Source organism: Exiguobacterium sp. s168, from assembly GCF_018619035.1.
In the GTDB taxonomy this organism is placed as follows: domain Bacteria; phylum Bacillota; class Bacilli; order Exiguobacteriales; family Exiguobacteriaceae; genus Exiguobacterium_A; species Exiguobacterium_A acetylicum.
In genome coordinates, this window is the sequence record NZ_JACSNE010000033.1 from 16,415 (window position 1) to 30,655 (window position 14,241).

Annotated in this window: 16 protein-coding genes and 1 other annotated feature; of the genes, 14 read left to right on the plus strand and 2 right to left on the minus strand. The window is 41.9% G+C overall.

Annotated elements, in window-relative coordinates; translation table 11 throughout:
- Nucleotides 1-93 precede the first annotated feature (93 nt).
- The 5 genes from KNQ15_RS15030 to KNQ15_RS15050 all read left to right on the plus strand — a co-directional run bounded on the left by KNQ15_RS15030 (nucleotide 94) and on the right by KNQ15_RS15050 (nucleotide 3,343).
- The gene (locus tag KNQ15_RS15030) at nucleotides 94-477 is read left to right on the plus strand and encodes a hypothetical protein (RefSeq protein ID WP_214729943.1); all 384 of its coding nucleotides are present in this window, start codon (nucleotides 94-96) and stop codon (nucleotides 475-477) included.
- Between the two features lie 155 nt (nucleotides 478-632).
- A complete protein-coding gene (locus KNQ15_RS15035; RefSeq protein ID WP_214729944.1) occupies nucleotides 633-1,718 on the plus strand; it encodes a GGDEF domain-containing protein in 1,086 nt (361 codons plus the stop codon).
- A 63-nt stretch (nucleotides 1,719-1,781) separates the two neighbouring features.
- Nucleotides 1,782-2,393 carry a YdeI/OmpD-associated family protein gene (locus KNQ15_RS15040; RefSeq protein WP_214729945.1) on the plus strand — a complete coding sequence of 204 codons (612 nt, stop codon included), beginning with the start codon at nucleotides 1,782-1,784 and terminating at the stop codon, nucleotides 2,391-2,393.
- A 96-nt stretch (nucleotides 2,394-2,489) separates the two neighbouring features.
- Nucleotides 2,490-2,819 (plus strand): hypothetical protein, encoded by a 330-nt coding sequence (locus tag KNQ15_RS15045; RefSeq protein WP_214729946.1) that lies wholly within the window; start codon nucleotides 2,490-2,492, stop codon nucleotides 2,817-2,819.
- A gap of 86 nt (nucleotides 2,820-2,905) precedes the next feature.
- Entirely contained in the window at nucleotides 2,906-3,343 is a 438-nt protein-coding gene (locus KNQ15_RS15050) for a hypothetical protein (protein ID WP_214729947.1), read from the plus strand.
- Between the two features lie 47 nt (nucleotides 3,344-3,390).
- Here the strand turns inward: KNQ15_RS15050 and KNQ15_RS15055 are convergent, their stop codons facing one another.
- A complete protein-coding gene (locus tag KNQ15_RS15055) occupies nucleotides 3,391-3,870 on the minus strand; it encodes a hypothetical protein (RefSeq protein ID WP_214729948.1) in 480 nt (159 codons plus the stop codon).
- Between the two features lie 200 nt (nucleotides 3,871-4,070).
- Nucleotides 4,071-4,327 (plus strand) — a binding site (T-box leader).
- A gap of 66 nt (nucleotides 4,328-4,393) precedes the next feature.
- Between KNQ15_RS15055 and KNQ15_RS15060 the strand changes: the two genes are divergently transcribed.
- From KNQ15_RS15060 to KNQ15_RS15100, 9 genes are all read left to right on the plus strand, one after another.
- Nucleotides 4,394-5,620 carry an MFS transporter gene (locus KNQ15_RS15060; protein WP_214729949.1) on the plus strand — a complete coding sequence of 409 codons (1,227 nt, stop codon included), beginning with the start codon at nucleotides 4,394-4,396 and terminating at the stop codon, nucleotides 5,618-5,620.
- A 19-nt stretch (nucleotides 5,621-5,639) separates the two neighbouring features.
- A complete protein-coding gene (locus tag KNQ15_RS15065; protein WP_214729950.1) occupies nucleotides 5,640-6,161 on the plus strand; it encodes a GNAT family N-acetyltransferase in 522 nt (173 codons plus the stop codon).
- A 207-nt stretch (nucleotides 6,162-6,368) separates the two neighbouring features.
- Nucleotides 6,369-6,551: a hypothetical protein gene (locus tag KNQ15_RS15070; protein ID WP_214729951.1), complete on the plus strand. Its 183-nt coding sequence runs from the start codon at nucleotides 6,369-6,371 to the stop codon at nucleotides 6,549-6,551.
- Nucleotides 6,552-6,592: 41 nt separating this feature from the next.
- The gene (locus KNQ15_RS15075; RefSeq protein ID WP_214729952.1) at nucleotides 6,593-7,063 is read left to right on the plus strand and encodes a DUF7878 domain-containing protein; all 471 of its coding nucleotides are present in this window, start codon (nucleotides 6,593-6,595) and stop codon (nucleotides 7,061-7,063) included.
- Nucleotides 7,064-7,083: 20 nt separating this feature from the next.
- Entirely contained in the window at nucleotides 7,084-7,614 is a 531-nt protein-coding gene (locus tag KNQ15_RS15080) for a hypothetical protein (protein ID WP_214729953.1), read from the plus strand.
- Nucleotides 7,615-7,861: 247 nt separating this feature from the next.
- Nucleotides 7,862-8,200 (plus strand): hypothetical protein, encoded by a 339-nt coding sequence (locus KNQ15_RS15085; RefSeq protein WP_214729954.1) that lies wholly within the window; start codon nucleotides 7,862-7,864, stop codon nucleotides 8,198-8,200.
- Between the two features lie 37 nt (nucleotides 8,201-8,237).
- Nucleotides 8,238-9,413, plus strand: a complete 1,176-nt coding sequence (locus tag KNQ15_RS15090) for a hypothetical protein (protein WP_214729955.1) — start codon at nucleotides 8,238-8,240, stop codon at nucleotides 9,411-9,413.
- A gap of 238 nt (nucleotides 9,414-9,651) precedes the next feature.
- Nucleotides 9,652-11,919 carry a putative bifunctional diguanylate cyclase/phosphodiesterase gene (locus tag KNQ15_RS15095; protein WP_214729956.1) on the plus strand — a complete coding sequence of 756 codons (2,268 nt, stop codon included), beginning with the start codon at nucleotides 9,652-9,654 and terminating at the stop codon, nucleotides 11,917-11,919.
- 210 nt (nucleotides 11,920-12,129) lie between these two features.
- Entirely contained in the window at nucleotides 12,130-14,016 is a 1,887-nt protein-coding gene (locus KNQ15_RS15100) for a DUF4084 domain-containing protein (protein ID WP_214729957.1), read from the plus strand.
- 94 nt (nucleotides 14,017-14,110) lie between these two features.
- Here the strand turns inward: KNQ15_RS15100 and KNQ15_RS17060 are convergent.
- A partial coding sequence (locus tag KNQ15_RS17060) for an IS3 family transposase (protein WP_214729958.1) occupies nucleotides 14,111-14,241 on the minus strand: 131 nt, incomplete at its 5' end.

The window sequence follows — 14,241 nt, forward strand, 5'->3', positions numbered from 1 at the left end:
TCAATTTCATTTTTTGAATCAATTTCTTTTTAAAATTTTTCTCGATATTCTGACGCCGTCACGTAATAATAGATGAAAAGGAGTGGTCTGACCATGCTATTACGTCATATGACACATCGGTATCATATGAAATCCATCGTGTCACGCGGAGGATTATCGCCGGCATTCCAAGTCGACGCACCAAAAGGCTGGATCGCGTTTGAAGTCGATCCTCCAAGCGAAGCGTACCAAATGCACTTTCATCAATTGAAGAGTGAGTGGCAAGATGGAGATATCGTCACCCTCGAATTCGACGGGGAGAGAATGCAAGCAGCAGGTTTTGAAATTCTGCACTCGAATGAAGATTTCCGCAATCAAGATGCAGAGAGATTAGGGGTATCCATCAAGGAAATTGGCTCGTTTGCATTCATTCATAATTTCGTCTCACTTGATTATCTAATCGAGTCTTCACGCGAGAAAATCTCAGAGTATTATTGATTTAGAAGAGAACCTGTTATCTTTTTTTAAAGATAAGGTAATTACGATACTTTAATACACCTTTAGGATATCGTTGGTTGTATAGAATAAATATTTACTAAATATATCATTTTATTGTAATTATCTTTCAGAAACCATTTGAGAGGAACACGAACATGTGGAATACATTGAATCATCTCATCCTCAACGTCGCTCTAACCTTTTTCTTCGTGCTCATCTCTCTATTCTTTTTTAAACGGTTTCAATTCCGAAATACGCTCGACAGTTGGCTGAAAAAAAATCTATTAGTGCTCATTCTTGCAACCGGTGCCGGCTACTGGGTCATTCACAATGCCATCACCTATGAGGGATTTCGTTTCGATTTGTCGATTACTTTAATCGTCATCGCCTTCATCTATGGAGGCATCAGTAGCGGCTTCATCACGACGCTCGTCTTCGCTTCCCTTCAAACGTTTATTTTTCATTCCAATCATGCATTCTGGCTCGTCGGTACGTATCTAATCGTCAGCATCGTTGTCTTATACTTACAAAATGAAGCACCGGATCGCTTTATCTCGTTTCCGATCATTTTTTCAATCGCACTCATTCTTTGTTTACCATTCGTTCAACATGTTCGTCCGAATGACGTGACGGCGATGACGGTATTTCTCGTCGGAAACGGCTGTGCCGGTCTCCTGCTACACAGTATTTTGCATCAAGTCCGCTGGCACTTCCATCAAGTCCGGATGCATCGGCGTCTCGCTTTGACGGATATGTTGACGGGACTTGATAATCGGCGCCATTTAGAAGAGACAGTCCAACGATATAAATCACAACAGATGAACTTTTCAATCATGATCATCGATGTCGATCATTTCAAACAGGTCAATGATACATACGGTCATGACCGAGGGGATCATATCTTACGACAAATCAGTGCCTTGCTTACGTCCTATTGTCCCCCTTCTTGTGTGCTCGGGCGATTCGGCGGTGAAGAATTCATGATGCTGTTACCGGAATATTCATTGCCTGAGACGCGTCGAATCGCGGAACAAATTTGTGAAGCCAGTGCCACGCGAACGTATGAGTTATCAGCGACGGAACCGCTACAAGTAACGTTATCGATTGGTGTGTCTCGCCAAACCCATCAACCGTCTGAGATCTACAATTTTCTACAGACAATCCAGCAGGCAGACGCTGCCCTCTATCAAGCGAAAAAGAGTGGTCGGAATTGTGTCTTTCATCATGACCCGTTACGATAAAAAAGTGAAATCCCCCCTCGTGTAACACGAAGGGGGATTTCGATATGAACAGGAGGAACGAGCATGGAGATCACGGACGTCTTACGGTTCACTAATCGCGAGGACTTTAGACAGTGGTTATCAGAACACGCGGAACATAAGTCGTTTTGTTGGGTAATCCTCAGTCGAAAACAGACAGGAGAAGGTTTACTCTATCTTGATGCCGTCGAGGAGGCACTTTGTTTCGGCTGGATTGATGGAATTGTGAAGAAGACAGCGGACGGTGAACTGGCGCAACGATTCACACCGCGCCGAAAGAACAGTAACTGGACCGAACTAAATAAGGAACGGGTTCGTCGCTTAGAACGGCTCGGTTTGATGCAACCGTCCGGACGACAGGTTCTCCCGGATATGCGACCTGATGCGTTCGTCATTGATGACGTAATAAAGGCGCGTCTACAAGAAGACCCGGTCGTTCATGAACAGTTTAAACACTTCCCGGAACTCTATCGACGCATTCGAATCGATACGATTCAAAGTGTACGCAAGGATCCCGTTCTCTATGAAAAACGTCTGCAGACCTTAATTGAAAAAACGAAACTGAACCAGATGTACGGTCAATGGAATGACGGAGGTCGTCTCTTACTCGAAGAGGGTCCGGAGACGGAATCCGTTGCTGATTGGTCAGACCGCTAAGAAAATCTCTTCTAACGATTGGCGTCCGATTTTGCACCTCGTATACTTTGACATCTTGTTTCGCAAGCGAGAAGAGTAAATTCGGAATATCTTCTTTTGACGTTAATTCAAGTCGTGTACATTCATCTGTTTGCGACAAGAGTCGAGCGTATTCTGGCAGATGTGATGGCTTTAACCGTGGAACAGTCCGAATACGGATTTGAATTTCCTGCCTCATCGCTTCTTGTAATGACGCAACGGTTCCAGAGCGGACGATTCCACTGGCATGCGCGCGGTACGACGGCCGCTGCGATCATACGTGCTCTTCACCATGATGATGTTCTTGATTTTTTTCCGGATGTTCCACCAACAAACATTCAGTTGTACGTCGCAACGTTACCTCCAGATCAAGCACCCATCCGTCAGCAACGGATTCTCAAAATTTAAGAAAGGAATAGCCTTTCTTTTGAAAGACACCTCCGCTTGCTTTGTTTTATTTTGATAAAATAAATAAAAACAAATGGAGGTGTCTCATGAAACGTACCTTAATGTTAGCCGTTCTTCTTATTCTAGTCGTCTGCATCATCGTCTTCGAACCGTTCCGTGGTGCGCCGCCAAACCCTGACGTCGAGGCAAACGGAAAGGATGTCCCGACCGTCCAAGGCTCTTATTGTTGGGATAGTTTACTTCGCAGTCAATGTGTCGATAAGATGTACCGTGACGGTCTTGATCTAGCAAAGGGAAAAACGTCAGTTACCGTCTCTGCCGGAGCCCCCGTCCGTGTCGAATTATCCGGTGATCTTAAAAGCGTGAAACTGATACAGTGGAACGATCAAAAACAAGAGTCTCGCGTCACTTTGAACAATGACCAGTTCAATGCTCCAACAAATCCTGGTATCTATGCTTATGAATTAAACTCCCGCTGGAAACAAGGCGACGGACAATTCGGATTCTCGTTAAAAGTTCAGTAAACACAATATCCCCACTGTCGTCTTATTGCGTCAGTGGGGTTTTGCTGTCATCCAGTTTGACGGTACAGCTGCAAAATTCCGAAGACAGTCAAGATGAGATAGCCGGTTCCGATGAACAGAAAGACTGGGCGAATCAATTGATCCTTCGGTTGACGCGTGATGCCTTCGAAGAAACAACTGACAATAAAACCGAGGACCAATATCACGACAAACATGAAGAGGAATATTTCGAGAAGACCGACTGGACCGGTGTGCGTTAGCGAAGGTGCTATCCAAAATAGACTACCAATGATAATAGCAAGTATGACGGTACCCAGTACGATCCCGATGAGTGGATGGATCGTGTTCAGTCGCCGGATCACATCATGATGTTTGACGAGACGCTCCACTACTGTCATCGCTGACAGACAGGTCAGTAAAAATAAGATTAAAAAATAGATTGCTTGCTCGATCGGACGGAACGTCGTGAAAAAGACAGTTCCGGTAAGAACAAGGAGTGGAGATATGAAAAAAATCAAACGTTTCATTTCTTTCCCTCCTTCGTATGACTTTCTTGAAAGTGAACGCGTGACCATGACAATGTATCATACAACCTGTTACATCTTTCACCAATTCAATCACTTTTCTAATTCTGATATCTATGTATCATTTTCAATAATTGTAAAAATTTGATAAAATTCTTTACGGTTTCATTCTGCATATGCTAGGATGAGACAAATCATATGAATCAAACGCATTGAAGAGAACAGTACGTCATTTCGATTTTTCCTAGAGAGCTCCGATTGGTGGGAAGGAGCAAAAGTCATTGACCGAACCAAGCCTCTGAGCAGCACGGTGGAACCGAATCGGGGATATCGTGACGGGTGCTCCCGTTATCGAGCTCAGGTATTTGCCGTTTAAAAGCGGTCGTACCGATGAAGGCGGTACCGGTGACGGTTTCGCGAACAGGGGTGGCACCACGACACGCACAGTCTCGTCCCCAAGACCAACGTCTTGGAGGTGGGATTTTTTTTATTGGCTTAAAACACAATAAAAAAAGGAGTGTGTCATATGTCGAATTGGAAATACCCTGGATTGCTGTTACTTGGTGTCGGTGTCTCGAACATCGGAGCTTGGGTCTACTTCATCGCCTTGAATTTAATCGTCCTCGAACGAACGGGATCGGCGTTCGCCGTCTCCGTTCTCTATGTCCTGTTACCGATCTCCGCGCTGTTGACGAGTCTTTGGTCCGGCAGTGTCGTCGATCGAATCAATCAACGTCGCTTGCTCGTAATGCTTGACGTCGGGCGCGCCGTGCTCGTCTTTTCACTGACATTGATCGATTCATTGTATGTTCTTTATGCGCTCGTCTTCATCTTGAACATCGGTAACACGCTTTTTGAGACATCCTCATTGGTCTACATGACGAAGCTCGTGCCAGAGACTAGTCGCCAACGGTTCAATGCATTAAAGAATTTCATTCAGTCGGCAGGTTTCATTCTCGGACCATCGATTGCCGGCTTTTTATTTTTAATCGGTTCCCCAGAAACAGCAATCGTATTGAACGCGGGAGCACTGTTGTGTTCTGCCACTTTATTGTCCGTCTTGCCTGACGTCCACTTGGCGGCGACTACAGCAGTCCCCTTCTCACTCCGAGTGATTCTTAAGGACTGGAAAGAAACCTTTCAGTTTGCACGGACGCGGCGCTACATCACGCTCGTCTACGCCTTCTATGCGCTGATGATCGTCTTGATGAGCGGACTCGATTCGCTTGAAGCCTCGTTTGCGACGATCGTTTTGCAGATGGATGAGAGTACGTATGGATTCCTCGTCAGTATCGCCGGAATCGGCATCATCTGTGGTTCCGCGGTCAATGCAACCTTTACTCATCGCTTGTCGCTCCGGTTCTTGATCCAGTTTGGGGCACTGATGACGCCTGTAGGTTACTTGATCTTTGCCTCGGCGACGTCATTCTTGATTGCAGCGATCGGCTTTTTCTTGCTAAGTTTTGCCCTTGCATTCGCAAACACGGGCTTCATGACGTTTGCTCAAACACATATCCCCGTCGAATTGATGGGACGGTTCCTCAGTAGCATCCACGTTGTACAATCGACTGGTGTCATTCTACTGACTGCCTTGATCGGTCTATATGCCGAGACCTCGATCCGCTTGACGTATACCGTTGCTTCAGTTGGCTTCCTCCTGATTGGTGTATTGATCGTCTTCATCGTGCAAGACCGAACGAAACGTCAATATTTTACGACCGAAACCGATGAAACGATTAAACTTTCGTCATGAGAAGGAAAGGAAGATATTCATGCAGTTGACTGGAGAACGAATTTTTTTACGCCAGATTGAAGTGACGGACGCGCACGTCTTATTCGAACAAACACAAAATGAGACATTACGTTACCTGACCGGAACGACAGCGACGTTTTCGCTCGAACAGATTGAACAGCATATTCTCTCGATTCAAGCTGATGCGACGCGTCATGATTTTGCAATTTGCCTGACGTCGGGTGAGATGATTGGCGAGTGTTTGATTCTTGATATCGATTTGGATTCAGGAATCGCTGGCTTTCGGATTTCACTGCGTGCCCTCCCCTGGACCGGTCAAGGATACGGGACAGAGGCAATCGCGTGTATCTTTCGATTTTGTTTCGAAGAACTTCAGCTGGGTCAACTTGAACTCGAAGTGTTTTCGCACAATGCACGAGCAATTGCGGCTTATAAGAAAGCCGGTTTTCAAATCATTGAAATGATTCCTGATGCTTTATTGTACGATGGCGTTTCGTTTGACGAAATCATCATGCGGAAACGGAATCCACGCGTTGTTTAAAGAGTCAATCCTGATGTAGCACCTCCTCCGTGAGGTGCTATTTCTATTTCCTTAAAATTAATATCCATAATTAACAGATTTTTTAGTCAATTCACTCTTATTTGTATATAATGGAAAATTAAAAAGAAATATATGGATAAAAGAATATCTTATCGAAAGGCATCTTATGCAATGCTCAATTAACCAAATCGAAATGAGGTGGAGAACATGCTGAGATTCATCTGGAATTCCTGGTGGCGTAACAAGGAGCGGTTCATCCTGCTGCTCGTCGGTGTCCTGATCGTCAGTACAGGACTCAGTTATTTAATCGGTACGACGCAAGCGAACAATGGAACGGTCGTCGATGAACTGCAAAAACGCTGGGATTCGTCCGTTTCGGCAACGAAATAAAGTATTCAGCTAATGTCAATTCATAAACCGGAGTGATGAACATGTCTTCTCAAATCATATGTACGTATGATTTTTTAAATTCACCGAACGCTATTTCAAATTCTTCAGCAAGGGACATTCCCACCATTCTGTCGATTGAAGCAAATGTCAAAATCATCATTGATCAAGCACTATATCTTGAAACATCGTTAGCCATCTTCGAGTTTTATAAATCGTTGTATCGGTGGAAAAGATTGGTGACACCTTCATTCATTCCTGCCTTTTATTATTATTCGGTGGAGTTTGATCATGATGAAGAAGGGGCGATCGTATCGATGGTCCCTTCCACGAATCAAGGAAATATTCAATCGATTTGGGGCGATGAACGGATGAACACTGTTTTTCCTCTCGACACCTTAGTGATGTGCTTGTCTGATTTAGAAAGGCAACTTCGATTCGATCTTGAAACGTACTTCGACATTCAGCTGGATGCCTTCATCCGTCACATTCCCTATTCGTCATCAAAACTTTAATAGAATGAGGAGACTTCTATATGCTTGATTTATCTCGGTTCCAGATCGAGCTTGATATCAGGAAGCCAACACCCTATTTTCAGTCAACACCAGAACGCCGTATCCGCTTTTTAATGGAAGACCTAAATGCCTCGCAGTTGAAAGAAATTCTTCAGACGATTTTTCAAGAAGACAGATCCATCCACCTTCTATTCGTTGCTGCATACATCCATCATCATCGGCGCTACTTAGAAAAGGCACGAGTAGGATCATCGATCATGATTCGAAACTGGAAAGAGTATATCGTGGAAGATGAAGGAGCTCATACGGGTGTCGTATATGCACATGTGAAACATATAAAGCTAGATGAAATCATCTCCTACTGCTTAAACGTCTATCGAGGGCACACACCAGCTTACATCGTCTTCCATGACTCAGTTTTTCTTTTGTATGTATCGACAGACGTAGTGGATATCATTGGCGATGCGACTGCGATTAAGTCACTCAAGGAAACATATGTTGATCTTTACGACCGACTTTACGATGATTTCGATCATGTGCTACGTCACTAAATGATATTACGCTTTAATCCACTATTCATATTGACATAAAGGATAGAAGATCAGGTCTCTCTGATCTTCTGTCCTTTTTGACGTTTTGAATCATGAGTCAATAATATGAAAACTCTATGAAACTACATCCTCCAGTAGAAGGGATTTAATCGTTTCTTGTGGAAAAATATGCTAGTAGTTCATCGATTAATCTTGTTAAGCTTATTGATTGCAAAATTCGCAGACAAGTTAGAAGGAGGTTAACTAAGTGGGACCGACCAATGACATGTGGGTGTGGATATTGACCTATGCTTTCTTTTTCATCACGCTTATCAGTGCGATCTTCGTCGCAATCAAGCAACCAGCCTTGAGAAAAGCATCGATTCGAGCGATGTTAGCGATGCTTTTCATGTATGCATTATTCATTTGGAACTCCTTGTACCGTCTTGACATTACAGAATTCAGACATTTTTACGAAGGATTGACGACACTGCGACCGTGGGCATGGATGTGCGTCTTCTTGTTCGCCTACACATTAAAGTGGTGGTATCTCGTGTTTCTTCACACCCGTCGTCCGACTCCCTCTTCACATGATATGCAGCACTGACTTACGTTTCCGAAAACCTTCGAAGGAGCTATCTGATATGAAATTACATCGATTTGCATCCGTCTTTTGTCTCTCGACCGTCGTTTGGGCGACAGCGGGTTGTTCTATGACGGAAGAACAAGCAACACCGCGTGTAGCACAGAAAAATAGCGCGTCACCTGAACAAGTAAACACTTCCTCCAAAAAAGCAGCGACCGACTCCAAGAACCAACAATCAATCGAATTAGAAAAACAAACGGAGCGCGTCACGTTAGGTCAAACGAAAACGTACGATCTCTCTTCTTTACTGAGCAAACACCGTGTCTCGATCGATCCACAGTATGCTTATCAAAACCAGATCTTCTACTTTGACCTACAAGAAAACAAGAGTGTCATCTATACATACGATACGAAACAACAGCACAACAAAATCGTCCATGCGACGAAGAACGCAATCCCGATGGTGACGGGTACAGGTGCGTTTTTACTATGGGTCGAAACGGAACAGCCGACAAAGACCGGTGTGAAGTGGTCGATTCGCCAACTGAAGATTACGACGAATCAGGTGACGACACTTGATGCTGGCGAAAGTCGTTTCGATACGTCCCCGCCGCATATCGATGTCACGTCAACACGTGCGTCCTGGATCACGCAGGAAGCGACTGAACAAAAAACGATTTCCACGTTAAAGTCTTATTCGTTAAAAACCGGAAAGATCACGCCACTCCAGTCCTTCATTTTAAAAACAGGAAAAACACGAGATGGTCTGTTCACGTACGAGCACCGCGATAGCGATGACGGCGTGACCTTATACACGTCTCACTACAAAAACGGAAAGAACGTCCGAGTGCTCGAGACATTGGATGGTGCGTATAAAAAAGAGTTGTCCGGATTGATTGATTTCAGTCGTAGCGGCACCTATTTCGCTCTTGGAACAGAAGGAGACGCCATTTTCCAGCCCATCGGATTGGACCAAAAGACGCTGAACTATTCCGCTTCAAGTGCCCAGACGACGATTAGTGGCATTCGTTTTCTCTCGAACACACAAGTCATCTTCCGCGAAGGTATCAATCAGTTGATGTACGCGGACCTAAAAGCGAAGACGGTTGCTCCCCTGACGGACTTTGAAGAGTTGGTATCCCTTCCTCTTTACCAGGACGGTGTACTGGCGTATAGCATCACGAATGGAACGAAAACGACGTACCAAGTTGTAAACTTGAAAGTTTCAAATTAATAGACATAACGATAAAAAAGTTTTTTGGTCGTTTACACTAAGAGACTTAAAAAAACAATAAAGAACTAAAAATAAACCTAGATCTACTCAATTGAGAGATCTAGGTTTATTTTTAGTTCGTTACCGTACTAGGAACAATTTTTTAATTCTAAATGACATTAGAACATTATGTTAAATATAAATCTAATATATCCGATACTTATTTGAAAGCTATTTAAACATAAGGGAGGAACAATCTTTGCGTACAACTATAAGTTACCCCTTCCTTCTGTCCATCGGAATTGGTTTATTATTTTGGTATGGGAACCATTTTTTTGAAGGATCTGAATGGATGCGATTGGTTCTATTAAACACGGTCCAGTTGTTCGTAGGTATTTTAAGTACGAGTTGGATTATAAAAAGTTATTTTAAAAATGACTCTTCTAAACGTTTTTGGATGTTTTTAGGTCTTGGAACGAGTTTTTCCGCCCTTGGCACACTTGCTTGGATCATCTTACTTGTTAAGAATCATGTCATGGTTACACCGGACTTATCATCCTTAACTTGGGTCTGCTCCTACTTTTTCTACTTTGCTGCACTGTTAAATCAACTTTTGAATCAAACGAGAAAATTTTCAAATTCGGCATTCTTCTTTAATACAATGATTTATATGATAGCCGCGACTTCAATTAGTTATCATTACCTGCTTTATCCGCTCTATCAGATTAATCAGCAGTCTCTGTGGTACAGCGCCCATATATTTCTTTTCCAAATTGCAGATTTAGGAATTCTTTTTTTTATAATTACGCTATATTATTTAATTCTATTCAACAAACAAAATGTATATTTGACTTATTTGATCATCGGTTTATTTTTACAAGTCATCGGAGATATCACTTTTGCACAATTTACAATTAAGAATAGCTATATATCAGGTGGCAGTGTCGATTTGATTTGGACTATCGCATTACTATTTATCGGTTACACCGCTCGATATCATGAAAAAGAGCCAAGACAAGAAAGTATGATTGATCCATTTGCTCTTGATGTTTCAACAAAAAAAGAATTTATCTTTCCTTATTCGAGCATCTTGATCCTCTCCATCCTAATGATGCAAAGCTATGCTTGGAATTTAAATGCCTTAAGTACAGGATGGATCATGATTTTTCTTCTTATCATTATTAGACAAGCTTTTACTGTCATGAAAAATAGTGAATTATTAGCTGAATTAAACCAAATCGCATATATCGATCCATTAACGAGCTTAGGTAATCGTGCATCATTTTTACAAGACACCAAAAATAGCCTTAAAGATGAACATGCACCGCTTGCCTTCATATTGCTTCAAGTAGAACGGATTCGAATGTACACAGATATTTTCGGGCATCATGTCGGGGAACAGATCATGAAAGAAGTATCTTTCCGCTTAAAACATGTATTGAAAGAGAATTTTAAAATGTATCGGTACAGTGAAGATGAGTTTATGATTGTACTTCTAAAAACAGAGAAATCTAGTATCACTGTTGTGAATGAAAAGGTATTCATTCATCTTGCAGCGCCTATCCGTTTAAAGGAGTTAGAATTGAATATTGTAGCGCATAGTGGTGTCAGTGTATTTCCTGACCAAAGTTTGACGATCGAAGAAATACAGGCTCATACAGCTGAAGCTCTTTATCAAGCTAAACAGAATGGAAATTACACATTCGTTTACTATGGAACTGAACTACAATCCAACTTAGTACGAAAGCTTGAAATTGAATCATACTTACGAAATGCGATACGTGAGCATCAATTGAGCGTCTACTATCAACCTAAAGTCAATCTTCGTTCTGGGAGAATCATTGGTATGGAAGCATTGCTCCGTTGGCATCATCCAAAGTTCGGATGGATTTCACCAGCTGAGTTCATTCCAATCGCTGAAGAAGCAGGTCTGATCAATGAAATCGGAGAGTGGGTCCTATTCACTGCGACTTACCAAAGTAAACAACTTCAGCTTTTAGGATTCGAACCCTTACTTCTATCGGTCAACGTTTCTGTTCTTCAATTTCAGAGTCCAAACTTCTGCCAGCGTGTCATCGAGATTCTCGAGGAGACATCTCTTGACTCGCAATGGCTCGAGCTTGAGATTACAGAGAGCATTGTTCAAAACATCAAAGAGAGCGTTTCGATTTTGCAATGTTTGAAGACCTCGCAGATTAAAACATCCATCGATGACTTTGGAACAGGGTATTCGTCCTTGAATGTACTCGAGCAACTTCCGATTGATACATTGAAAATCGATAAGTCATTCATCGATCGCCTGACTTCTAATCAAAAATCGCCTATGGTCAAGACGATCATCGAGCTCGGCTTGAATCTTAATTTAACCGTCGTAGCGGAAGGAATCGAAACGATTGAACAAAAAGAGGTTCTTACTTCCTACGGATGTACGATCGGTCAAGGTTACTTATTCTCTCGTCCAATCGATTTTGACGCATTTGTTACATTGCTTCAAACACAAGATGTTTTGAAGACCACATCTCTCTAAAAATTTTAAAGTGCATGCCGTAGATGACGTTTGATCGTTTATGTCATGCACTTTATGATGGCGACTTATTTTTCTATCTTGATCTTAAGGAATAATTTTAAGATGCTCTGCTGATAAACGAGTATAGACCTGTTTTATAAACAGATTCTTTTCAAAAAATAAGCTCATTGTATACTAAGTGAATATGATAAGAAGGAGTATAAGAATAGCATGTTTAAACAACCTAAAAGCTTTATCCTAATCATTCTACTTTATGCTTTAGGCTATTATGGATGGATTGTCACTTTTTCTGATTCTCAATTTCTTGAAGCACTAGGGGGAAATATTTTTTCAATTGCAGGATTGTTGATCGCCCTTCTTTACTTGAGGATGGCTATCAAATGCGCTGATTCAAATGATCGTAAGTTCTGGTTACTTATCGCTTTCGGCACCTTTTGTTATTTAATCGCCGAATTGATTTGGTTTTTCACAGAAAATATTTTTCACAAAAACGTGGCATTTCCAGGATGGCCAGACGTGTTTTACATTCTACAAGTTATCTTCCTGCTTTACGCTCTGATTTACAAAATTTTGAAGGGTGCAGCTATACAGCAACGCATTTCATTTTTATTCGATGTCATGATTATTTTAGTCGTTGCGAGTACTTTTTCTTGGCACTTTTTGATTGAACCGATCCTAGATACGAGTGTGGCAACGATCAATGCTCTCATTGTCTCCTTGATCTATCCTTTAGGAGACTTGGGCATGTTAGTCGCCGCTTCCTTTTTATTCTTTAATCTTACGAGTAAGGATAAGAGTTTATCCATGTATCTCATTATCGTAGCCGTCACGATACAAGCAATCGCTGACTCTGTTTACTTGTATTTGATTGCTCAAGACACATACATCTCAGGTAGTTTAATTGACCCTCTGTTCATCATAGCAATGATCATTTTAGCTTTTGCAGGTCTTCAACATCAGCCAAATACTATAAGTACAACGTCAACGACTCATCCTGAAAAGTTAAATATTTTTCAAATGCTCACGCCTTATGGAGGAGTCTTGATTCTGTTCGTCTTCATGGGTTTTCACTCGCGTAGTTTCGATATCGTGACAGTGGGTTCAGGACTTTCCATTTTACTCGTCATCACTCGGCAAGTCTTAATCATTATCGAGAATCATAAATTAGTCCGTCGCTACTACGATCAAGCACAAACGCTTGAATTAAGTGAAGAACGGTATAAATCCCTGTTCGAATACCATCCAGATCCAGTGTATTCAACGGATCTTAAAGGTCAATTCGATAGTGCGAATACTGCCTGTAGCGATCTTCTCGGTGTCTCTAAAACCGACTTGATGGGTCAAAATAGCATTCGTTATGTTAAAGATACACACCGGATGACGGTCGCAAAAGAACTGAAGGAAGTATTTAAAGGTATGCCCCGAAGTTATGAGACCGTTGTTGAAAATGCATTGGGTTCCAGTATGTATATGAACATCACCAATGTTCCAATCATCGTCCAAAACGAAATTGTTGGAATCTTCGGTATCGGTAAAGATGTGACTGAAATAAAACGAAATGAACAACGTATTCAATACCTTGCCTATCATGATGCGCTGACAGGACTATTCAATCGGCTTGCGTTCGAAGAACGACTGTTAAAGCTCATTAAAAGTAATTCTCTTCATCCTTCATCAAATGTGTCTTTATTTTTCATGGACTTAAATCAATTTAAAGCAGTCAACGATACACTTGGACACGATATCGGTGATCAGTTATTGAAAGCTGTTGCTAGAAGACTAAAATCATTCGAAACGGATTTTGACATGATGGCACGACAAGGCGGTGATGAATTTACATTACTTTTAAAGAATGTTAAATCATACGAACAACTTCATCGTATGGCAACTCAGTTGTTGAGCACGTTACAAGCACCTTATGAGATTGCCAATCATATGATTTCTTGTCCGCCAAGCATCGGTATCTCCTGCTATCCGACGGATGCCTCGAGTATGCTCGAGATGCTACAGCACGCGGATCTCGCCATGTATCGCGCAAAAGACATTCCCTCAGGAAGCTACGTTCTTTATAATGAACTTCAACATATGCCGAGTTAAAAAAACTTATTTGTCTTGGGTATTGACTCTTTACAATATGAAACCAGCACCTTAGACTGACCTAGCAATATGAGACACATATAAAACACCTTGATTAGGCTGCCTGTACACCGTATTTTTTCGGTGTCAGGTAGCTTAATTTTTCTTGGATTCGTTCTTCGTTATAGTAATTTAAGTAATTAGTAACGCGTTCAGAGACCTCATGGTCTCTTAGTGAATTAAATT

Coding starts and splice junctions, on each gene's coding strand:
- KNQ15_RS15030 (WP_214729943.1), top strand. CDS start 94: ATGCTATTACGTCATATGACACATCGGTATCATATGAAATCCATCGTG.
- KNQ15_RS15035 (WP_214729944.1), top strand. CDS start 633: ATGTGGAATACATTGAATCATCTCATCCTCAACGTCGCTCTAACCTTT.
- KNQ15_RS15040 (WP_214729945.1), top strand. CDS start 1,782: ATGGAGATCACGGACGTCTTACGGTTCACTAATCGCGAGGACTTTAGA.
- KNQ15_RS15050 (WP_214729947.1), top strand. CDS start 2,906: ATGAAACGTACCTTAATGTTAGCCGTTCTTCTTATTCTAGTCGTCTGC.
- KNQ15_RS15055 (WP_214729948.1), bottom strand. CDS start 3,870: ATGAAACGTTTGATTTTTTTCATATCTCCACTCCTTGTTCTTACCGGA.
- KNQ15_RS15060 (WP_214729949.1), top strand. CDS start 4,394: ATGTCGAATTGGAAATACCCTGGATTGCTGTTACTTGGTGTCGGTGTC.
- KNQ15_RS15065 (WP_214729950.1), top strand. CDS start 5,640: ATGCAGTTGACTGGAGAACGAATTTTTTTACGCCAGATTGAAGTGACG.
- KNQ15_RS15070 (WP_214729951.1), top strand. CDS start 6,369: ATGCTGAGATTCATCTGGAATTCCTGGTGGCGTAACAAGGAGCGGTTC.
- KNQ15_RS15075 (WP_214729952.1), top strand. CDS start 6,593: ATGTCTTCTCAAATCATATGTACGTATGATTTTTTAAATTCACCGAAC.
- KNQ15_RS15080 (WP_214729953.1), top strand. CDS start 7,084: ATGCTTGATTTATCTCGGTTCCAGATCGAGCTTGATATCAGGAAGCCA.
- KNQ15_RS15090 (WP_214729955.1), top strand. CDS start 8,238: ATGAAATTACATCGATTTGCATCCGTCTTTTGTCTCTCGACCGTCGTT.
- KNQ15_RS15100 (WP_214729957.1), top strand. CDS start 12,130: ATGTTTAAACAACCTAAAAGCTTTATCCTAATCATTCTACTTTATGCT.